At 71.4% G+C, this 16,103-nt stretch carries 34 protein-coding genes; all 34 read right to left on the reverse strand.

From position 1 onward, the window contains the following. Positions 1-3: 3 nt before the first annotated feature. From ACQEV1_RS00230 to recT, 34 genes are read right to left on the reverse strand one after another with little or no spacing between them, the layout of a single operon-like run. Positions 4-258 (reverse strand): hypothetical protein, encoded by a 255-nt coding sequence (locus tag ACQEV1_RS00230; protein ID WP_433389787.1) that lies wholly within the window; start codon positions 256-258, stop codon positions 4-6. Beyond that, on the reverse strand, positions 255-665 hold the full coding sequence (locus ACQEV1_RS00235) for a hypothetical protein (RefSeq protein WP_433389790.1): 411 nt from the start codon (positions 663-665) through the stop codon (positions 255-257). The genes ACQEV1_RS00230 and ACQEV1_RS00235 overlap by 4 nt, the downstream gene beginning before the upstream one ends. Then, positions 662-991 carry a DUF7694 domain-containing protein gene (locus ACQEV1_RS00240; protein ID WP_433389792.1) on the reverse strand — a complete coding sequence of 110 codons (330 nt, stop codon included), beginning with the start codon at positions 989-991 and terminating at the stop codon, positions 662-664. Before ACQEV1_RS00240 ends, ACQEV1_RS00235 begins: the two co-directional genes overlap by 4 nt. Further along, the gene (locus ACQEV1_RS00245; protein WP_433389795.1) at positions 988-1,182 is read right to left on the reverse strand and encodes a hypothetical protein; all 195 of its coding nucleotides are present in this window, start codon (positions 1,180-1,182) and stop codon (positions 988-990) included. Before ACQEV1_RS00245 ends, ACQEV1_RS00240 begins: the two co-directional genes overlap by 4 nt. Continuing rightward, complete coding sequence (locus ACQEV1_RS00250) at positions 1,179-2,009, reverse strand: hypothetical protein (protein ID WP_433389798.1); 831 nt, start codon at positions 2,007-2,009, stop codon at positions 1,179-1,181. The genes ACQEV1_RS00245 and ACQEV1_RS00250 overlap by 4 nt, the downstream gene beginning before the upstream one ends. Beyond that, the gene (locus ACQEV1_RS00255) at positions 2,009-2,467 is read right to left on the reverse strand and encodes a DUF6248 family natural product biosynthesis protein (protein ID WP_433389800.1); all 459 of its coding nucleotides are present in this window, start codon (positions 2,465-2,467) and stop codon (positions 2,009-2,011) included. The genes ACQEV1_RS00250 and ACQEV1_RS00255 overlap by 1 nt, the downstream gene beginning before the upstream one ends. After that, entirely contained in the window at positions 2,464-3,270 is an 807-nt protein-coding gene (locus ACQEV1_RS00260) for a hypothetical protein (protein WP_433389803.1), read from the reverse strand. Before ACQEV1_RS00260 ends, ACQEV1_RS00255 begins: the two co-directional genes overlap by 4 nt. Then, on the reverse strand, positions 3,267-3,524 hold the full coding sequence (locus tag ACQEV1_RS00265; protein ID WP_433389806.1) for a hypothetical protein: 258 nt from the start codon (positions 3,522-3,524) through the stop codon (positions 3,267-3,269). The genes ACQEV1_RS00260 and ACQEV1_RS00265 overlap by 4 nt, the downstream gene beginning before the upstream one ends. Beyond that, the gene (locus ACQEV1_RS00270; protein ID WP_433389809.1) at positions 3,524-3,739 is read right to left on the reverse strand and encodes a hypothetical protein; all 216 of its coding nucleotides are present in this window, start codon (positions 3,737-3,739) and stop codon (positions 3,524-3,526) included. The genes ACQEV1_RS00265 and ACQEV1_RS00270 overlap by 1 nt, the downstream gene beginning before the upstream one ends. 2 nt (positions 3,740-3,741) lie before the next feature. Then, complete coding sequence (locus ACQEV1_RS00275; RefSeq protein ID WP_433389812.1) at positions 3,742-4,176, reverse strand: hypothetical protein; 435 nt, start codon at positions 4,174-4,176, stop codon at positions 3,742-3,744. Continuing rightward, the gene (locus ACQEV1_RS00280) at positions 4,173-5,024 is read right to left on the reverse strand and encodes a hypothetical protein (RefSeq protein WP_433389819.1); all 852 of its coding nucleotides are present in this window, start codon (positions 5,022-5,024) and stop codon (positions 4,173-4,175) included. The genes ACQEV1_RS00275 and ACQEV1_RS00280 overlap by 4 nt, the downstream gene beginning before the upstream one ends. Further along, complete coding sequence (locus tag ACQEV1_RS00285; RefSeq protein WP_433389821.1) at positions 5,025-5,240, reverse strand: hypothetical protein; 216 nt, start codon at positions 5,238-5,240, stop codon at positions 5,025-5,027. It abuts the gene before it with no gap. Beyond that, positions 5,237-6,142 carry a WhiB family transcriptional regulator gene (locus tag ACQEV1_RS00290; RefSeq protein ID WP_433389824.1) on the reverse strand — a complete coding sequence of 302 codons (906 nt, stop codon included), beginning with the start codon at positions 6,140-6,142 and terminating at the stop codon, positions 5,237-5,239. The genes ACQEV1_RS00285 and ACQEV1_RS00290 overlap by 4 nt, the downstream gene beginning before the upstream one ends. Then, the gene (locus ACQEV1_RS00295; RefSeq protein ID WP_433389827.1) at positions 6,142-6,912 is read right to left on the reverse strand and encodes a hypothetical protein; all 771 of its coding nucleotides are present in this window, start codon (positions 6,910-6,912) and stop codon (positions 6,142-6,144) included. The genes ACQEV1_RS00290 and ACQEV1_RS00295 overlap by 1 nt, the downstream gene beginning before the upstream one ends. After that, the gene (locus ACQEV1_RS00300; protein WP_433389829.1) at positions 6,909-7,292 is read right to left on the reverse strand and encodes a hypothetical protein; all 384 of its coding nucleotides are present in this window, start codon (positions 7,290-7,292) and stop codon (positions 6,909-6,911) included. The genes ACQEV1_RS00295 and ACQEV1_RS00300 overlap by 4 nt, the downstream gene beginning before the upstream one ends. Further along, complete coding sequence (locus tag ACQEV1_RS00305) at positions 7,289-7,432, reverse strand: hypothetical protein (protein WP_433389832.1); 144 nt, start codon at positions 7,430-7,432, stop codon at positions 7,289-7,291. Before ACQEV1_RS00305 ends, ACQEV1_RS00300 begins: the two co-directional genes overlap by 4 nt. Then, positions 7,429-7,656 (reverse strand): hypothetical protein, encoded by a 228-nt coding sequence (locus ACQEV1_RS00310; RefSeq protein ID WP_433389835.1) that lies wholly within the window; start codon positions 7,654-7,656, stop codon positions 7,429-7,431. The genes ACQEV1_RS00305 and ACQEV1_RS00310 overlap by 4 nt, the downstream gene beginning before the upstream one ends. After that, the gene (locus tag ACQEV1_RS00315; protein ID WP_433389837.1) at positions 7,653-8,126 is read right to left on the reverse strand and encodes a hypothetical protein; all 474 of its coding nucleotides are present in this window, start codon (positions 8,124-8,126) and stop codon (positions 7,653-7,655) included. The genes ACQEV1_RS00310 and ACQEV1_RS00315 overlap by 4 nt, the downstream gene beginning before the upstream one ends. After that, positions 8,123-8,350, reverse strand: a complete 228-nt coding sequence (locus tag ACQEV1_RS00320) for a hypothetical protein (protein WP_433389840.1) — start codon at positions 8,348-8,350, stop codon at positions 8,123-8,125. Before ACQEV1_RS00320 ends, ACQEV1_RS00315 begins: the two co-directional genes overlap by 4 nt. Beyond that, complete coding sequence (locus tag ACQEV1_RS00325) at positions 8,347-9,267, reverse strand: hypothetical protein (RefSeq protein ID WP_433389843.1); 921 nt, start codon at positions 9,265-9,267, stop codon at positions 8,347-8,349. The genes ACQEV1_RS00320 and ACQEV1_RS00325 overlap by 4 nt, the downstream gene beginning before the upstream one ends. Beyond that, the gene (locus ACQEV1_RS00330) at positions 9,267-9,668 is read right to left on the reverse strand and encodes a hypothetical protein (protein ID WP_433389845.1); all 402 of its coding nucleotides are present in this window, start codon (positions 9,666-9,668) and stop codon (positions 9,267-9,269) included. Before ACQEV1_RS00330 ends, ACQEV1_RS00325 begins: the two co-directional genes overlap by 1 nt. Then, the gene (locus ACQEV1_RS00335; RefSeq protein ID WP_433389847.1) at positions 9,665-10,285 is read right to left on the reverse strand and encodes a hypothetical protein; all 621 of its coding nucleotides are present in this window, start codon (positions 10,283-10,285) and stop codon (positions 9,665-9,667) included. Before ACQEV1_RS00335 ends, ACQEV1_RS00330 begins: the two co-directional genes overlap by 4 nt. Then, on the reverse strand, positions 10,282-10,653 hold the full coding sequence (locus ACQEV1_RS00340; protein WP_433389849.1) for a hypothetical protein: 372 nt from the start codon (positions 10,651-10,653) through the stop codon (positions 10,282-10,284). The genes ACQEV1_RS00335 and ACQEV1_RS00340 overlap by 4 nt, the downstream gene beginning before the upstream one ends. Then, positions 10,650-10,874 (reverse strand): hypothetical protein, encoded by a 225-nt coding sequence (locus tag ACQEV1_RS00345; RefSeq protein ID WP_433389851.1) that lies wholly within the window; start codon positions 10,872-10,874, stop codon positions 10,650-10,652. Before ACQEV1_RS00345 ends, ACQEV1_RS00340 begins: the two co-directional genes overlap by 4 nt. After that, positions 10,871-11,344, reverse strand: coding sequence for a hypothetical protein (locus tag ACQEV1_RS00350; protein ID WP_433389854.1), 474 nt, complete (start codon positions 11,342-11,344; stop codon positions 10,871-10,873). The genes ACQEV1_RS00345 and ACQEV1_RS00350 overlap by 4 nt, the downstream gene beginning before the upstream one ends. Next, positions 11,341-11,652: a hypothetical protein gene (locus ACQEV1_RS00355; protein ID WP_433389857.1), complete on the reverse strand. Its 312-nt coding sequence runs from the start codon at positions 11,650-11,652 to the stop codon at positions 11,341-11,343. The genes ACQEV1_RS00350 and ACQEV1_RS00355 overlap by 4 nt, the downstream gene beginning before the upstream one ends. Further along, positions 11,649-12,668 (reverse strand): hypothetical protein, encoded by a 1,020-nt coding sequence (locus ACQEV1_RS00360; RefSeq protein ID WP_433389860.1) that lies wholly within the window; start codon positions 12,666-12,668, stop codon positions 11,649-11,651. Before ACQEV1_RS00360 ends, ACQEV1_RS00355 begins: the two co-directional genes overlap by 4 nt. Further along, the gene (locus tag ACQEV1_RS00365; protein WP_433389862.1) at positions 12,665-12,931 is read right to left on the reverse strand and encodes a hypothetical protein; all 267 of its coding nucleotides are present in this window, start codon (positions 12,929-12,931) and stop codon (positions 12,665-12,667) included. Before ACQEV1_RS00365 ends, ACQEV1_RS00360 begins: the two co-directional genes overlap by 4 nt. After that, positions 12,931-13,437 carry a hypothetical protein gene (locus ACQEV1_RS00370; RefSeq protein WP_433389865.1) on the reverse strand — a complete coding sequence of 169 codons (507 nt, stop codon included), beginning with the start codon at positions 13,435-13,437 and terminating at the stop codon, positions 12,931-12,933. Before ACQEV1_RS00370 ends, ACQEV1_RS00365 begins: the two co-directional genes overlap by 1 nt. After that, positions 13,437-13,787, reverse strand: a complete 351-nt coding sequence (locus ACQEV1_RS00375; RefSeq protein WP_433389868.1) for a hypothetical protein — start codon at positions 13,785-13,787, stop codon at positions 13,437-13,439. Before ACQEV1_RS00375 ends, ACQEV1_RS00370 begins: the two co-directional genes overlap by 1 nt. Beyond that, a complete protein-coding gene (locus ACQEV1_RS00380) occupies positions 13,780-14,223 on the reverse strand; it encodes a hypothetical protein (RefSeq protein WP_433389870.1) in 444 nt (147 codons plus the stop codon). Before ACQEV1_RS00380 ends, ACQEV1_RS00375 begins: the two co-directional genes overlap by 8 nt. Continuing rightward, a complete protein-coding gene (locus ACQEV1_RS00385; RefSeq protein WP_433389873.1) occupies positions 14,223-14,501 on the reverse strand; it encodes a hypothetical protein in 279 nt (92 codons plus the stop codon). Before ACQEV1_RS00385 ends, ACQEV1_RS00380 begins: the two co-directional genes overlap by 1 nt. Continuing rightward, positions 14,494-15,126, reverse strand: a complete 633-nt coding sequence (locus ACQEV1_RS00390) for a hypothetical protein (RefSeq protein WP_433389875.1) — start codon at positions 15,124-15,126, stop codon at positions 14,494-14,496. Before ACQEV1_RS00390 ends, ACQEV1_RS00385 begins: the two co-directional genes overlap by 8 nt. Next, a complete protein-coding gene (recT, locus tag ACQEV1_RS00395; protein ID WP_433389878.1) occupies positions 15,126-16,103 on the reverse strand; it encodes a recombination protein RecT in 978 nt (325 codons plus the stop codon). Before recT ends, ACQEV1_RS00390 begins: the two co-directional genes overlap by 1 nt.

The raw sequence follows: 16,103 nt of genomic DNA on the forward strand, positions 1-16,103 counted from the left end.
CACCTACTCACCGCCTCGGTCGGCGGCGTCGCGAAGCGTCTGCTCGGCGTGCTGGAAATGCTCCCGTTCCCGCTCGGGAGGGAAGGACCACGGTTCGGTGCCGTCGCCTTGGAGGCTCCAGGCGGTCGCGGTCCCGTTGCCGTCGACGTGGATGGCGAGGGCGAGCCCGCGGGGGTGGAAGACGACGCGGTTGATCAGCCAGAGCAAACCGGAGTCGGTCAGCTCGGCGAACGGCCGGGGCTCGGTCCGGTCGGTCATCGGGTCGGCCTCCAGTGCAGCTCGAGGCGTACGGGTGCCCAGTCGACATGCGCGCCGGCGACGATGCGTTGCAGGCGCGGGATGATCTCCAGGCAGGCCCGGCAGGACTCGGCTTCGAGGTCGTAGTCGAGCCAGTGGGTCTCGCGCCGGCAGCCGGGGCAAATCGCGGTGAACCGCACGGCGAGGGCCAGGAGCAGGCGCTGGAGGCCGTCCTCGTACGAGGTGGTGTCCGCGGTGAAGGTGACCGTGAGGTGCTCAGGCGTGGCGGGGAGGACCAGGCGGTCGGCCGTCTCGTCGGTTGGGAAACGGAGCGTCTCGCCGGCGGCCGGGCCGAGGTAGACGGGCGGATGGTCGGGGACGGGGCTGCCGTCGCTCGATCCTGGGTGCCACCAGATGCTGCCGGTCATTCGCCCACCTGCCACAGGTGGAAGACGGTGGGGTGCACGTTGACGTACTCGGCGCGGGGCGGGAGGAACATCGCCATGGTCACCTGGTCGGGCACGAACCGGTAGCGGGCATCGGTGACCTCGTCCCAGGTCGGGTACCGGCCGGGCGGGTTGCCCGGGAGGTTGAGGCGGTGGCTGATGGACAGGTGCCACAGCAGGTCGACGGCGGGGTCGCGGCCGACGACGACGGACAGGTGCCCGTCGCTGGCCTCGCGCTGCCAGCAGGTCATGCCGGGCATCGGCATGGGCAGCGGGGCGCGGGTCCACTTCGCACGGCGGCCGGTCATCGGCCGGCCACCGTGGTGAGGGCATCGCCGCCCTTGTAGATCAGGATCACGCCGATGCCCGCGAGGACGATCGGGAGGCAGCCGAGGTCGCTGTCCTCGTCGACCAGGTAGTGCATGAGGACCGCGGCGCCGACGAGGACGAGGCCGACGGTGAGCACGATGAGCGACGGCCAGAGCTGGGCGAGTGTCACGGGATCTCCGGTTCGGGGTTCAGGGATGGCCGGTCGCCCCGGGCGGGCCTTCCGGCGTTGCGCTGATCGGGCCCGGCCTGGGTGGCCAGCTGCGCGCGCACGGCACCCGCGATCTCGGGGTGCAGCGGCCATAGGCTCTGGGCGCCTCGGTGCGGCACCGGTTCGGGCAGCGCCTGGAGGTCCGCGAGCTGCCAGTGGCACGCGCCCGGGAACGCCCATCGCCCGCAGCCGCAGTCCGTGCGGGCGTCACGGGTGGTGCAGATGCCGGTCAGGTCGGCGACGGCGACGACCTGGCCGAGGTGGAACAGCGGGTTGCGCCGGTTCAGGTCGGTCAGCGCGTGGCCGGCGGCCAGCCACGCGGCCCGAACGAGTGGGCTGTCCTCGCCGTCGAGGGCCCAGGCCTTCCCGGCGTGGATCGCGAGTTCGCCGCGGTGGCGGGTGGTCCAGCCGCGGTTCTCGATCGGCTTGCCGTTCATGATCGCCCACGCCCACGGCTGTTTCACGGTGAGCGCCTTCATCGGCATTTCCCTTCCGGGGGTCGTGGCCGACGGGGTCGGCGCGAACGTGGCGGCGATGTCCCGCAGAGCACCGAGCTCGTAGGCGAGGAGGCCGGTGCACGGCGGGCACCAGGCCAGGCCGTTCGGCGGGACGGCCGGCATCGGGTCCAGGACCGTCGCGTACGAGGCGCGGGTGTCGGTCATCGGCTGGCGACACAGCGCCTGCTCGCGAGCGTGCGGCCCGTCCTCGGCGAGGACGTGCAGGTACCGGACCCGCGTGCGGCGGAGGTCGCCCGGGCGGCGGAACGTTCGGTGCACGGCGATCGGCATCAGGTGCTCACCGTCACGTCGAACAGCACGTCATCGCCACGCGCAGGAACAGGCACGCGCCGCGGTGCAGGGGCGGACCGCTCCGCCACATCCCTGGCAGGCACAAGCCGGGACGGCGGCTCCGGAGCAGGCCCGGTCTTGGCACACGGGCACGGGCAGATGTACCGGCACGACGGCCCGTCAGCGGGCCACAGCGCCGGGCCGGAGACCATGCAGCGGCCATCGGTGAGGTACGCGAGCGGGTGCACCAGGGGCCGACCGTGCTGCCGGGACAGGCACCGATCATGCCGAGGCCGGCCCTTGTCGCTGGTGCCGTCGCACGCGCCGCAGATACCGCGCTGGCAGGCGCAAAGATGGAAGTAGCCCGGGGTGTAGGCGTCGTGGACGTCGCGGTAGGCGGGCGTCCAGACGTTCTCGCGGACCCACGCGGCCTCGGTGGGCGTCATCAAGTCGCTCACGCGGCATCACTCCGGCCGGCCACCGCGCGCAACTCCCGCGGCACGATCTCCTGGATCCACGCCGGCCACGCCTGCCGTACGCCGTCAGCCGCCCGGCCGACGTCCTCCGCGCCGCCGTTCAGCAGGCCGAGCACGGCCGCCAGGAGTCCATCCGCGACCCGGCTGACGACCCCGGCCAGCAGCATGGCCTGCTGCTCGGCGAGCTGAACCTGCTGCTCGGCGATGCCCATGTCGTGCGCCGTCTTGGCGTACCGGACGCACCGGTCGCGTTCCTGAGCCTCCAGCTGCGCGAGCCCGCGGATCGCCTCACCCGTCGCGAAGATCCCGATGTCCTTCACGCCCGAGAACTGCTGCCCGATCAGACCCACGCCGGGCCCGACCGGCGGGGCGCCCTGCGACCGCTCCTCGAACACCTCGTCGTACGCCTCGGCGACGGCCGCGCGGACGGCCGGCTCCCGTGCGGCCTCCGCCTGAGCCTCGTTGACCTGCCGCTCCAACAGCGCCGCGTACAGGTGCACCCGCAGCCACGACATCTGGAGCATGCCGAGCACGGCCTCGGTGTTCGACACGACCGGCTTCCCGCTCAGCGCGGACCAGGCGGTGATGGCCTCCCCTTGGGTCTTGGCGACCTTGCCGGAAACGCCGGCATGCATGCGGCAGGTCGGCGTGCCCGCAATACGGGAGCCGTGGCAGGACCCGCCGCCCTTCCCGTGCTTGGTGCACTCGTACCGCTGGTGTTCCTCACACCAGCGGCCCGGGTCACGGCGCATGGGGCCGTCCGGGCGCATGGGGCCGTCCGTCATGAGGGCCTTCCGGTGTGCGTCAGCCGCCAGTTGCGGACGGCGTTGTGGAGGTCGTAGGCGGTTTCGCCGCTGGCGAGGATTTGTGCGGTGATGACGAAGGTCCAGGGCCAGGGGCAGCCGGTGTCGCGGGCGTTGATGAGGGCGCCTTCGAGGTCTCGGCGGTTGATGTCGGGGCGGAGGCGTTCGGCGCAGTCGAGCAGGGCGCTCGGGTCGCATCGGAACTCGGGCTTGTCCGCGGTCTGTGTGGTGGCCATCAGAACGGGGGCTCCTCGGCGTACGGGCCGGTGTGGGCGGACCAGTCGATGGGCTGGGGACGCGCGTCGGGGTAGCTGGCGAGTTCGGCGATGAGGCTTGGCCAGTCGGTCCAGCAGCGGTTGCAGGCGTCGGCGAAGTCGGGGTCTTCGGGGGTGGGGCCGGCGACGCAGATGGTGACGGGGGTGTGGCGGAGTTCGAGTGCGGTGCCGGGCATGGTCAGGCTCCGATCGTGAGCTGGGCGGCGGGGCGGTAGCGGCGTATGGCGGTGGCGCGCTGGGCGGCGATGCGCTGGTCCATGGGGAGTCGCTGGATCTCGGTGATGACTCGGTCCGTGATGCGCTTGGGGTCGTCGTCGCGGCGGCAGAGGGCGCAGCGGCCGAGGACGCCGCCGTGCGGCTGGCAGAGCGGGACGTCGTCGGGCTCGCTGGGGAGGGCCGGGGTGGTCGGCTGCGGTGCGGGGGCGGGCGCCGGCCGTTCGGCGGCGGACGCCGTGGCGGCCGGTGGCGTGGGGTCGGCGCCGGCCATGGCGGCGCGGAGCTCGGTGTCGGTGAGGGCGTCGCGGCAGGGGCCGCAGTATCCGAGTTTTCGGGGGAATCGGCTGCGGAGCGCGGTTTCGCATTTCCGGCAGTGGGAGTAGCCGATGGCGTTCATGCGGCGTTTCCTTTCTGGGCTCGGTATGCGGCGCGTGCGGCGTGGACGACGCGGAGGGTGACGGGGGTGTTCGTGCCGAGTTCTTTTCCGGCGGCGTCCATGTATTCCTGGCCGTCATTCGGCAGGGCGGACAGGTATTCGGACGCTTCGGGGTAGGTGGGGTCCCAGCTGTTGGGGTCGCTCGTCCGGGTCGTCGGCGGGGCGGCGGCCGGGGTGGCGTCTTCCTCTTCAGGTGGGTCGGTGGGATCCATCGGAGGGGAGGGATGTTCTTTAGAGGGATTCTCTTTAGAGGGATTGGGGTCCGGTTCCCCGGAGGCTTTCTCCCTCATAGGGTCCGGTTGGCCGGAGGCTTTCGGGCCAATGGGTCCGGTTCCCCGGAGGCTTCCGTCGTCGAAGGTTCCGGTTCCCCGGAGGCTTTCGTCCTCGGCCGGAGCGTTCTCCACAGCACCGTCCCCAGGGTTATCCACAGGGCCGGAGGGGTCGTCGTCGGACGGGCGGGGCAGCGCGACGGACGCGGGAAGCACCGGAAGAATGAACTTCATCGCCCGCCCGCGATGCGCGAATACCGGCGCACTGGCCTTCGTGTAGCCGACCACGATCCGCGTTTCCAATTCCCTTTCCGCGAGCCCATTCAGCGCGGCAGACAACGCGCTTTTCTTCAATCCCGTCACCTCCATCAGGTACTCAAACTGCGTGCATCCATCGAGCGTGTGGCTCCACATTTCGCGGTTACGGTCGTTGGCTCGCTCGGCGATGGCGGACAGCACCATCCGCTGCGAGACGTTCAGGCCCTCGGCTGCCGGTGTGCGCAGCCACGCGTGGACCTCGCCGACGAGACGACCGCTCATTCAGCTCCTGCTTTCCGGGGACACGGGGGTGGCCTGTTGCAGCGCCGTGGCGAGCTGCGCGGCGTTCCGCGCGGCCCTCTCAGGGGTGATAGGTCTCAGCCGTTCCGCGAGGCGCTCAGCGACCGGCGGGGCGTCACGCTCACGCACGAGGGCGACGGGGTCCCGGACACGCTCACGCTCCAGGTCCACCGCGCTGGCGGGGCTTTCGCGGCTCATGCGTTCACCGAGCCGGCGTGGTCGCGGTCGTACGCCTCCCGGACCTCCTGCGGGATGCGGCCCCGCGGCGGGCACTTGATGCCACGGCTGGCCGCCCACGCACGGACGTCCTTCGGGTTCGGCCCGTCGCCGGCGGGGCGCCGTCCGGTGGTCTTGCCCGGGCGGAGCTCCTGCAGCTTCGCCCGCCGGGCAGCGAGCTGTTTCTCCAGCGCGGCGATCTCATCGAGGACCTGCTGCTCGACCGCCTCGGTCTTGACCCGCCGCTGGAGGTCGTCGACGGCGGCACGGACCTTCTCCGCCGTGGTCCGGGTCGTGGGCAACGAGGAATTCTCGCCGCGCCGGAGGAGCTCCTCCAGGCCCGACAGGTCTAGGTCGTCGACGTCGCTGTCGTCGGCCTGGTCGTGCTCGGACAGGTCGACCGCGGTCTCGCCGGCGGTGTCGTCGTGGCGGATGCCGACGATGACCGTGTCGCTGTGCGGGTCGAGGGTCCAGCCCGCCTTGCCGTTGATCAGGGCGGTGACACGCTGGCGCGGCCAGCCGTGCTCCTGCGCGACCGCCTTGACCGTTTGGCCGTTGAGCAACGCCGCGGTGACGTCGGTGGCTTCATTGGTTTCGTCGGTTTCATCCATGGTCGTCTCCGTGGTGATGCGGTCGGCGGGGTCGCGGCGGGCCCGGAAGCGAGGCGGCCTGCGGCGGGCGGCCGGGCGCATGCCGCGCCGCTCCTTCGGGGTGGTGCCGCCCCAGAACCCGTCGAGGCCGTCGGCCACCGCCTCGATGAGGCAGTCCTCCCGGACAGGGCAACGGGAGCAGAGCCTGCGCGTCGAGGCGGCCACGCCGCCGACCGGGAAGAACAGCTCGGGATCCATGCCGCGACACGCGGCTTCGTCTCTCCACCCCGACATCACGCACCCGGGTCCGGGGCGTCATCGCCAGGGCGCCGTACGCCGCGAGGGCGGTGACGCGGATCGTCGATCCGGTCGTCATCCCACGCCGCCGGCGGCGCGTGCCCGAGCGACCGCGCCTTGACCGCGGCGCTCTTCGACGGCCCCGGCCGCGCAGACAGCTCGCGGTACACCGCGTTGATCCGCCGGGCGAGCGCGACCGAGATCTGCCGCGACGGCAGGATCTCGGTGGCCAGCGTGCTCTTGGTCGTGCCGGCGCGGCGGGCGACCTCCTCGGCGGGCCAGCCCATCCAGGCGAGGGCCTGGACGCGGCGGCGGGAGCCGGTGGAGTCGATGCCACGGCGGTTGTCCGGCGGCGGTGTGAGCGGTACGGACAGCAGTGCCTCAGCGGATTCGGGCCACAGCCGTTGGGTTCGCCCGGTCGCGAGGAAGATCGGCACGTTGGGGCTCACGCCTGCGGCTTCCGCGATCTGCCGCCACGTCCACCCCATGTCGCGGAGCCGCTGGATGCGTGCTCGGATCTCATCGGTGTCGGTCACCCACCCGCACAGGCCCATGCGGCGGCGCCGGTTGTAGCAGGCGTTGCACCGCCCGCGGCGGTCTTGCGGGGTGAGGACGCGGTTGCAGCCGAGCGTCCCGCACGTCGTCTTGGTGGTGGCGGTCCCTGCGCGGCGTCGGCGGGGGCGCCCGCCCGCGGCCGGGAGTGCCGCGGGCGGGCGGGTGCCCGGCGCGTGGGCGGTGGTGGCGCCGGGCGTAGGGATGGTCGTCATGAGGTCGGTGCCTCCTCGGCGGCCTGGTAGTCCCTGCAGGCGGGCCACCAGGCGCGTACATCGGTGCCCGCGCCGCGCGTCACACGTGGGGCGGTCTTGTCCGTGACGGCGAACAGGCACTTGGGGAACCGGCCGTCGTTGTGCGTCAGCACCTGGCGGAAGCCGCAGGTGCCGCAGCGGAGGCCGGGCGCCGTACGGTCGTCGGCCGCCGCCGCCGGGTGGAGGCCGAGCGGGAAGCCAAGCGCCAGCTCGAGCGGGTGCCGCCTGCGGGTGAGGGCGTCGGCCTGGCGGAGCGTGCGGCGCCGGTCGGCGGACAGCTTCTCGGTCGGCTCGGGCGTACCGACCTGCGTCGGGTCGACGTCGAACAACGTGTCGCTCATGCGTCCCCCAGGTCTGGTTCGTCGATGTGCTCGGCGACCTCGGCCGCGCCCGCGAGGGCGACGAGTGCGAGCGCGAGGACGAGGACGACCGGCAGGGCGAGGACGACAACGACGCCGCCAAGCCGTAGGGCACGGTTCACCGCGCGCCTCCCATGAAGTGCCAGAGCAGGCCCATCGCGGCGATGCTGATGCCGGGTTCCCAGCCGCGCTGGTAGGCGAGTGCGCAGGCGAGGCCGATGGCCGCGGCGATGAAGAGCCGTGCGGCCAGCGTGAGGAGGAACTCCTCGACGGGTGGCTGGCGGGAGGCCGCGCTCTGGGCGTCAGCGGGTGTGCGCGCGGCCTCCCGAGTCTGTGTGATGGTCACGTGGCACCCCGCACGAACTTCGAGGTCCAGGTGATCGTGGCGGCCCGCAAGGCGGTCGAGAAGCCGGCGGTCCCCTCGCCCTGTACCTCCTCGACGCCCTTGGCCATCACGCGCTCGCCCTCGGCCGCGAGCTCGTTGGAGACCTGCTCGCGTACGTGGGTCTCGTGCGCCGGCAAGACAGCGGTGATCACCGCGCGGGCGCCCCAGTGGGTGACGGGTTCGTACAGCACCTCGCCGTCACGGACATCGCGGCCGCGGGGCAGGAAGGCTCCCGGGTCCGAGATCGCGAGACGGGTGAGCTTGACGAGGTCATCCGGCCGGTCAGCTGGCTCAGGCAGGACCGCGGCCAAGCCGAGGCGCATGGTCTGGACGTATTCGTCCGGGCAGTCGTCCAGGCTGGTGACCGGCCAGTCGCAGGCGGCGCGCAGGGCGGTCAGCAACTGCTCGTCGGTGACGTCGTTGGGCGTCATCGGATCCACCCCGTCCGCACGATGGCCTCGACGAGCTCCTCGTCGGCGAGGAGGTCGTCCGCGATCGCGTCGTACTCCATCTGCTGGGCCGGGTCCGGCAGGTCCGCGATGCGCTCAGGGTGGCGGCCCATCTCCTCGAGGAGGTGGGTGCCAGCACGCCAGCGGCGGTAGTCCGCGATGAGCAGGTCGATCCGGTTACGGAGGCAGGCGAGCAGGTACCTCACAGGAGCCGCCCCTGGCCGCCGTCCTGGATGAAGTCCCGCACCTCGGCCCAGCGGCGGGACACCTGAGTGAGCAGCTCGCGGTCGGCCTCCATCGCCGCGGTGTCGCGATCCCAGAGGCCTTGATCGCGCCACCGGCCGATCTCGTCCTCGATGAGTTGGCCGAGCGTGGAGGGGTCGAGGGCGTCGAGTTCCCAGGAGGAGTGGCCGTGCCGTCGGATGTAGCCGTCGGCGCGTGAGTCGGTGAGCTTCGCCGGGTTCGGCGGGGGACGGTACTGCTGGACCTGGTCCATGTTCAGCGCGATCCGGATGACCTTGACGTCCGCCTCGAAGAGCTCCAGGCGCTCGGCGATGTCGCGGGTCATGTCGATCCCGGAGGGATCGTGGTCGCCCAGGTGAATCACGATCGGCTGCTGGCCGGCGTCCTGGTACCGGATCATCCGCTGGGCGGCGCCCCACAGTTCGGACTGGGAGGTGTAGCCGCGGCAGGAGAAGTAGTCGACGTCGTTGCGAGCGCAGACACCGCTGATCACGCCGACGAGGGCGTCCTTTTCGATCCAGACCTCGACCCGATGCGGCTGGCTGGCCCAGCGTTCGGTGCGGTAGCTGTACGCGGTCGAGTCGATGATCTGGTCGGGCGAGTCCCAGTGCGACAGGCCGCGTAGGCTCCGGGTCCGGTCGACGAGGTGACGCCAGTCGAGCAGGCCGGCGAGGCGGGCGTTGCTGATGATCTCCCCGAGGCGCTTGTACTCCTTCTGCGCGTTGGGGATCCAGCCGCGCGCGACGAACTGGTAGTACAGCTGCCTCAAAGTGAGGTCGTAGCCCTGGTCGGCGTACTCGCGGCAGATCTCCTCAGCGCGGCGAATGATCGCTTCGCTCTTGGTGGTGAACCGCTTCTCGACGTACACGATCTTCGGCATCAGGCACCTGCCCAGTAGTCGTGCCCGGTGACGTCGTGCTCGTACGCCGCGTCCGGGTCGGTTTCCTCCCGGTCGCACGGCCACGCTGCGGTCGGGTCCGGGACGATCAGCCGGCCGTGGTCGGGGCAGGGACCGTGCACCGCGCGCCAGGCGCAGATCCCGCCGGGCAGGCCTTCGGCACGAGCGGCGCAGACCCAGCCGCGGGCGGTGTCGGACCAGACGATGGGCGCGCGACGTTCGGCCGCGTCCCAGTGCCTGGCCTCGGCCTGGTCGACATCGGCGAGGTCCGTGGCAGGCGCGGCCCAGTCGATCGGAGTGGCCGTCCGACGTTCGACGTAGACAACGCCGGCGAGGGCGGCGACCACGGCGAGGATGAGGACGACGGCGATGGCGGTGATCACTGGCCCTCACCGGCCTTGGCCTCGTCCTGTGCCTCGACGGTGGCGTAGTACTGCGAGAGCGGCACGCGCTCCCAGATCGCCAGGTCGACGTGATGCACGAGCCGGATGGTGCGCCAGTGCTCGTCGTCGCCGAGGTGTTCCTCGCGCTCCGGTCCGTCGGCCGGGATTTCCGGGATCGCGTCGATCGTCCAGGTGACGTAGACGGCACCGGCCATCTCGCGGAGGCCGGGCGAGCGGAGACCTTCGTCGGACGGCCGGTCGGCGGGCATCCCCGGCAGGTGGGCCTGCGGCATGTCCGGCACCGGGCAGGCCTGGATCTGCGCCGCGATGGCCCGGCCGGCCTGGGTACCGCGATGCGGGGTAAGGCCCTCGACCCGGCCGCGGCGCTTGCGGAGCCGCCACCCGGTCGGAACCGGGTCGCCGTCGCGGTACTCGACGCCGGCGATCCAGCGCTGGCCGAGGCCTCGGCCGACGAGGAAACCGCGGTCGGTGAAGCCGAGCTCCTTCAGCAGCTCGGCGGCGTCGGCCTGCCACTGCTTCACGTCGGCGTGGTACTTCGCGAGTGTGGCGAGAACGTCGGGGTGGGTGCTTCGGTAGGCGATCAGCTTCTCGGTCACCGGTCCTCACCACCAGCGGACCGCTGCCGGTCGGCGGCCTCCTTGGCCAGATCATCGGCGAGGTAGGCGATGACGTTCACCAGAGCCGTGGGGTGCATCCCGCCGACCGCGTAGGTGCCGAGAAGCGACGAGATGGCGAGCAGAATGTCCGAGGCGGTGCCCGGGTCGACCTGCAACAGGTGGTCGTCGTCTCGTATGAGACGGTGCAGGCTCTCCGCGGCTTTGCTCATCGCGGCGTACGGGCGCTCGTGGGCGTACCTGCGACGCTGCTCACGGATGACCGAGAGCATCAGGTCACGGTCGAAACGGGTCGTCGCGACGAAGCCGTGCGCGGCGTAGTGCTGCCGGATCCGGTCCTCCGGGGTCATCGGTCACTCACCTCGATTTCGGCCTCAGCGGCCCAGTCGGGCAGGCCGGTGACCTTGACGCCCAAGGCGCTCGCGAGGGTGATCAGCAGGCCGTACGCCTCGGTGCGGGTGGAGCGCATGTGCTGCTTCGAGCCGGCGGACAGGTGGAACCCTCGGTCGTCGGTGCGGACCCGCACGCGGGCCCCGTCCGGGGTCTGGGTACGGCGGTAGGTGGTGCTCATTGGCCGGCACCGCCGTTCAGGGCGAATGCCTTGGCGAGGCCGCCCAGCTCGGCACCGCCGATGTCGTAGCCCTTACGTACGGCGCGCTCGACGATGTCTTGGGCTGCGGACCACCCGGACGCCTGCTGCTCCAGCTCGGCGATCCGGCACCACGGGCAGTGGATGTCGTCGCGGGTGTTCGGGCAGCCGTTGTGGACCGCGCCGACCTTGTCGAGGTGCTCGCGCTGCCGCTTCACCTGGGCGAGCAGGTCGGGCAGGCGGTTGTGCGCTTCGACGATGGCCTCGGCATCGTTCTTGGCCGTCGTGCTGGTGATGTTCTCGGCGACGTACTCGCCGGTCCCTCCCGCCTTCGGTGCCCAGATGCCGATCTCGGGGTAGCCGTCGCCGTTGTCGTCTTCGGTGACCTCCCAGGGCCCGGCGGTGGCCAGATCATGGAGGTCACGGAGGCGTCGGATCTGTTCGGGGGTCATGCGGTCCTCGCGGTGAACGGTCGAGCGTCAGGGACGGTGGTGGGCGCGGCAGGGACCGTCGCCTCGAACCGGGCCCGGCGGCGGTGCGTCGGCCGGATGTGGTGGGTCACGCCCGGCCGGCCGTGCCGGTGGTAGTCGCGGCGGCGGGCGGTACGGGTGCGCCACAGCACCCACCTCCACATGGCGGCCACGAGCGCGGCGAGGAGGGCGGCGACGGCGGCGGGCAGGCCGTGCGCGGCGAGCAGCACGGCGACGACGATGATGGCGGCCGCGGCGGCGATGGCGAGCCAGGCGTAAGCGGCGCTCACCACGCACCACCGGTGAGCTTGCGGGCAACAGCGACAGCCTCAGCGCCAGGCGGGGTCGCACCGGCGATGCGGACGGCGTCCCAGTGCCGCGCTGCCTCGTCCAGCAGGGCGGCGAGCGGCCCTGCGGCCGCGGCGAGGCGGTGCCGCCGTTCAGCCTGGTCCGCGATCGGGCCGCGCAGGTACTCGACGGCCTGGCGGATCAAGTCCGCAGCCTCCGCCGGGTCGACGTCGTCTGGCGCGGTGACGTGGGCGCCGGTGGTGTCCGGGTGGGGGCAGCGCTCGCAGACGCGGTACCCGGCGCGCCACTCGCTGGCCGCGACCCGGTGGCCGCAGGTGCCCACGACGTAGCCGGGCTGGTCGGGGATGTCGCTGCCCGGCGCCGGGTACGTCATTGCGTCGCTGTCGGTCTCGCCGTCGTCCTCCTGCCCCATGAGCCGCTGGCGGATCGCGGTCATGGCGTCGTCCAGCTTGATCTCGCCGGCGTTCAACTGGGCGATGACGTTGACGAAGCCGCAGCGGCTGCACAGGTCGCCCATCAGGGGGTCGGGAATCCAGTGGCAACCGCCGACGCAGGCGTTGTTCTCCGTACAGCCGCAGACCCGGCAGCGAGCCTCGCCGACGGAGTCCTCCTCGTCTCCGTCGGCACCCCGTCGCCACGACTCCAACGCGTCCTGCATCCGCGTTTCGAGGTCGTGGGCGGCGCGCATCATCACGCAGGCGCCTACACCGCCACAGTCGTCACGGTCCGGGTGGATCTGGTCGTGCTCGTCCTCGATCGCGCGCCACCGATCGGCCAGCCGATCGAACTCGGCGTCGTAGCGACTCGCGCCGCTGGGCGTCTCGCCGCCGACGGCAGTGAGCGGCCGTAGCAACGCCAGGGCGTCGGCCAGCGCGAGCAAGCCTCGTGCCTGTGCCTCGGCGGCGAGGGCGGCTCCCACAGTGGGGTCATTGCCATCGCCGTAGGTCCAGTGGTTGGCCTGATCGGCCAGGCGCTCGGCCTCGGAGTAGTGCTTCACGGGACCAGCACCCCCGGGATTTCCCGCTCGGCTACGACGACCTGCGCGAGTGCGGTGTCGCGCCGCACGATCACCGGCTTGCCGTCGAGGGTCAGGACGCGGCGGTGGCTGCCGTGCGGCGTCCACGTCGCCCCGGTGGGGATCTCACGGCGGAGGTACTCCTCGGCGAACTCCTGGGCGTCCTCGACGCTGGGTTCCACGCCGAGCTCGAGGTCGACGCCGCGGGTCTCGGGGTCGTACAGGTGTGCGCTCCAGACGGTCATCACGCCGACGCACCCCCCGGCCGGCCGTTCTGCACCAGCGGCATGTGCCCGTCGTGGCGGGTGTCCAGCGCGGAGCCGAGTTCGGGTCCTACCGGGACCACGCCCGGCGGCAGGACACCGTTCTCCGGTGCCGCGCCCGCGACCGGCTGACCGGCCTGCTCGGCGACATCGGCCGGCGGATCGTACGGTGCGCCAGGCACGAGGGGCGGGAGGTTCATCGCCGCACGTTTCTCGTTGACCATGTCGGCCAGGTCGTCGGAGGAGTCCGACATGCTCGCACCGACGTTGTGGGCCTTCTCTGCCGTCGTGCGATGCGCCATGGCGGTCCGTTCGGCAGCGACCGCGTCCTCGGTGGCGTTCTTCTCGATCTGGGCCTGCTCGGCGGCCATGCGGCGGAGCTTCAGGTGCTCACCCCACATGCTGCGCAGGGTCTCCTCGTTGCGAACCACGAGTGCGGCCGGGGCCGGGGCGCTCGTGGCGGTCTTGGTGTCCCTGTTGCCGCGCATCACGCACTCGCCTTCCGACTGTGGAATCGGGTCCAGACCTTGACCCGGAAGTCGTTGAACGTCCCGTCGGCGAAGACGTCGTGCCAGGCGACGCCGTCCTCATAGGTGCCGGAGTCCTCAGCTACGTCGACCTCCAAGAGGTCGGCCCAGAAAGCGACGTCGTCGCGCCGCTCCTCGTCGCTTTGGTTGGAGCGGACGAGGCCCTCCAGGCGAACGTCGTACGCGGACATCTCCCAGGTCAGCTCAGGCATGTCCTCGACCTTCAGCAGCTTGACGAGGGCCTGGGCGGCGGCGAGCTGTTGCTTGCGGGTGCTCGCTTCGGGCGGCCGGGTGGTGGGATGATCATTCATGGCGCTCGGCTCCTTCCGAGAGTTCGTGATGCGCCTTCTCTGGGGCGGCTTCCGACCGGGCCGGGTCGGAGGCCGCTTCGTCTTCGGTGGTCATGCGGGCCGCGCGCAACGCGAGCAGCCGGGCCTTCCGCTGCTCCGGGAGCGGGGCCATCCAGCCGTGCCAGCCGGCGAGCTTCGTCCAGCGCTGGGCGTGCTCGCGGTCCTCGATGCCGCACCAGCGGCAGCCGGACGGCGGCATGAGGATCAGGTCCTTCCTGAGGTCCTTCATCAGGCAGGTGACCGCGGCCTCGTACTCCCGCGCCTCCGCGAAGGGAATGCGCATCTCGGCCGCGGCCTGATCGACGGTGAGGCCTTCCGCTCGGTGCTCCTGGTAGGCGAGCAGTTCTCGGAGGAAGAAGCGGCGGGCCTCGGGCATCGTCAGGTGCTGGGTCGCCATCAGCGCACCGCCTCAGCAGGCACGGCCGCCGGCTGTCGCGCGGCGGCCGACTGGTGGCCGGTGACGAGCTGGACGGCGGCGACGTGCGCGCAGCCGGTCTCCTGGCACGAGCAGCCCCAGCGACCAGCAGTCAGCCGCACCAGGTGGGTGGACCTGTAGCCCTCGACATACGCCAAGACGTCTCGAGGCTTACGGTCGTCGCCAGCCCCGAGCGCGTAGGAGATCAGGACCTTGCCGTCCCGCAGGTACGCGAGAGCTTTCGCGCGGGTGTCAGGCATCGCCGCCCCCCACGGGAGTCCAGAGCCGTCCGAGCTTGCCGTGCTTGATCAGCAGGCCCTCGTCGGCGAGCTGGTTGAGGAGCGTGCGGAGTCGTTCCGGGGCGATCCACCGGCCGGGAAGAGCGTGGCTGGCGCGGTGGACGGTCCAGTTGCCGCCCTCGGTCTGTACGGCGTCGCGCAGGATGTCGATAGAGGCCTCACCGCTCCGTCCGCGGAGCCGGGCCCGGAGCTTGGTGATCTCGCCATGAAGTCGGTCGATCTCGACGTCGCGTTCCTGCTGGCGTCGGGCTGCCGCCTTGCGTTCCCGCCGGATGTCCGAGTAGGAGCGGAACTGCCCGTAGGTCGCGCGGGCCACCTGACAACCCGTGCAGAGGCACTGATTCCGACCGTCGTCGGTGTAGGTCGGGTGGCCGGCGAGAACCTCAGCGAAGACCTTCCGCGCGTGCTCCAGCTCGGCGCGCCATTCCTGCCGGTCCTCCGCTGTCTCCGCCTCGCGGCACAGGCAGGCGAACCGGTGGTTGGTGCACAGCGGGTAGCGCGGGTCGAGGGTGTTGCGGGGCAGGTCGGCATGGAGCTTCTGACCGTCGTGAAAGGTCACAGTGGACAGGGGAACCAGGGCGCTCATCAGGCCTCACCGCCCGGCTCTGCGACCGACGGCCAGGAGCCCTCGCCGCTCTTCCCCGCGGCCTCGGCGTCGGCCTGCGCGGCGGCCTCGGCGTCCGGGTCGTGCGGCGCCGCACCCTCACCCGAAACGTTGTCGTCCGGGGCTTCAACCTCACCGGCGATGGTGCGGGTGACCTCGGAGGCGTCCATGTCGGGGGTGACGTCGAGGCGTACGCCCTCGTCGACCGCGAGCGCGACGGCCAGCTCGGTCGACATCGGAAGGAGCTTGATGATGCGGCGGACCATCGTCTTGTGCGCCATGGCCTCGAACTCGGTCTTCCACGGCCCGACGACCTCGCCCTGCTTGTTCTTGGCCATGGCGTACTTGTCGCGGTGCGCCTCCATGTCGGCCTGCGTCATCGGGTCGGTGAGCGCGTAGCCGCCGTCCTTCAGCCGCGCGACCGCGTAGTAGAGGCGCGGCTCACCGCGCGGCCCGTCCAGGTGGGGCCGGTGGACGAGCGTGTCGCCGGCCAGGCCGTACACCAGTTCGTACTCGTCCTGCGTGTACACCGTGCGGGGCGTGATGTTCAGGACCTGGCCGGACTGGTAGCACAGCTTCGCGTAGCCGCGGTATCCGATGACGAGCTGCGCGGCGTACCCGCCGCGTGGGCGGCCCCGCTCGTCGACGTTCGCCTTCTTGTCCCAGAACGGCAGGAGCCAGGCGTGTCCGAGCGCTCCGACACCGGGGCGCAGGCCGAGCTGCGCGCACGTCATCAGCCCGCCCAGCACGCTCTGCGGGTCGCACTGTGCGAGGTTCTTTGTGGTCCGGACGCAGGTGAGAGCGTCGCGGATGAGCTGGCCGGCCTCGGCACCTCGCGGCATGGCGAGCTGGAACGCCTTGTGCATCGACTGGATCTGCTGGGCCAGGGTCTGCTGCGCCGGAGCGGTCTCGTTCTGCTGGCGCTGCACGGCGGCCCGCTGGGCGAGGTTGCTTCCCAC

The sequence above is a fragment of the Actinoallomurus sp. CA-142502 genome (assembly GCF_050936355.1).
In the GTDB taxonomy this organism is placed as follows: domain Bacteria; phylum Actinomycetota; class Actinomycetes; order Streptosporangiales; family Streptosporangiaceae; genus Actinoallomurus; species Actinoallomurus iriomotensis.

Coding starts and splice junctions, on each gene's coding strand:
- ACQEV1_RS00385 (WP_433389873.1), bottom strand. CDS start 14,501: ATGCCTGACACCCGCGCGAAAGCTCTCGCGTACCTGCGGGACGGCAAG.
- ACQEV1_RS00375 (WP_433389868.1), bottom strand. CDS start 13,787: ATGAATGATCATCCCACCACCCGGCCGCCCGAAGCGAGCACCCGCAAG.
- ACQEV1_RS00270 (WP_433389809.1), bottom strand. CDS start 3,739: ATGCCCGGCACCGCACTCGAACTCCGCCACACCCCCGTCACCATCTGC.
- ACQEV1_RS00275 (WP_433389812.1), bottom strand. CDS start 4,176: ATGAACGCCATCGGCTACTCCCACTGCCGGAAATGCGAAACCGCGCTC.
- ACQEV1_RS00380 (WP_433389870.1), bottom strand. CDS start 14,223: ATGGCGACCCAGCACCTGACGATGCCCGAGGCCCGCCGCTTCTTCCTC.
- ACQEV1_RS00285 (WP_433389821.1), bottom strand. CDS start 5,240: ATGAGCCGCGAAAGCCCCGCCAGCGCGGTGGACCTGGAGCGTGAGCGT.
- ACQEV1_RS00230 (WP_433389787.1), bottom strand. CDS start 258: ATGACCGACCGGACCGAGCCCCGGCCGTTCGCCGAGCTGACCGACTCC.
- ACQEV1_RS00300 (WP_433389829.1), bottom strand. CDS start 7,292: ATGAGCGACACGTTGTTCGACGTCGACCCGACGCAGGTCGGTACGCCC.
- ACQEV1_RS00315 (WP_433389837.1), bottom strand. CDS start 8,126: ATGACGCCCAACGACGTCACCGACGAGCAGTTGCTGACCGCCCTGCGC.
- ACQEV1_RS00390 (WP_433389875.1), bottom strand. CDS start 15,126: ATGAGCGCCCTGGTTCCCCTGTCCACTGTGACCTTTCACGACGGTCAG.
- ACQEV1_RS00260 (WP_433389803.1), bottom strand. CDS start 3,270: ATGACGGACGGCCCCATGCGCCCGGACGGCCCCATGCGCCGTGACCCG.
- ACQEV1_RS00280 (WP_433389819.1), bottom strand. CDS start 5,024: ATGAGCGGTCGTCTCGTCGGCGAGGTCCACGCGTGGCTGCGCACACCG.
- ACQEV1_RS00265 (WP_433389806.1), bottom strand. CDS start 3,524: ATGGCCACCACACAGACCGCGGACAAGCCCGAGTTCCGATGCGACCCG.
- ACQEV1_RS00325 (WP_433389843.1), bottom strand. CDS start 9,267: ATGCCGAAGATCGTGTACGTCGAGAAGCGGTTCACCACCAAGAGCGAA.
- ACQEV1_RS00345 (WP_433389851.1), bottom strand. CDS start 10,874: ATGAGCACCACCTACCGCCGTACCCAGACCCCGGACGGGGCCCGCGTG.
- ACQEV1_RS00235 (WP_433389790.1), bottom strand. CDS start 665: ATGACCGGCAGCATCTGGTGGCACCCAGGATCGAGCGACGGCAGCCCC.
- ACQEV1_RS00340 (WP_433389849.1), bottom strand. CDS start 10,653: ATGACCCCGGAGGACCGGATCCGGCAGCACTACGCCGCGCACGGCTTC.
- ACQEV1_RS00350 (WP_433389854.1), bottom strand. CDS start 11,344: ATGACCCCCGAACAGATCCGACGCCTCCGTGACCTCCATGATCTGGCC.
- ACQEV1_RS00240 (WP_433389792.1), bottom strand. CDS start 991: ATGACCGGCCGCCGTGCGAAGTGGACCCGCGCCCCGCTGCCCATGCCG.
- ACQEV1_RS00365 (WP_433389862.1), bottom strand. CDS start 12,931: ATGACCGTCTGGAGCGCACACCTGTACGACCCCGAGACCCGCGGCGTC.
- ACQEV1_RS00370 (WP_433389865.1), bottom strand. CDS start 13,437: ATGCGCGGCAACAGGGACACCAAGACCGCCACGAGCGCCCCGGCCCCG.
- ACQEV1_RS00290 (WP_433389824.1), bottom strand. CDS start 6,142: ATGTCGGGGTGGAGAGACGAAGCCGCGTGTCGCGGCATGGATCCCGAG.
- ACQEV1_RS00295 (WP_433389827.1), bottom strand. CDS start 6,912: ATGACGACCATCCCTACGCCCGGCGCCACCACCGCCCACGCGCCGGGC.
- ACQEV1_RS00250 (WP_433389798.1), bottom strand. CDS start 2,009: ATGCCGATCGCCGTGCACCGAACGTTCCGCCGCCCGGGCGACCTCCGC.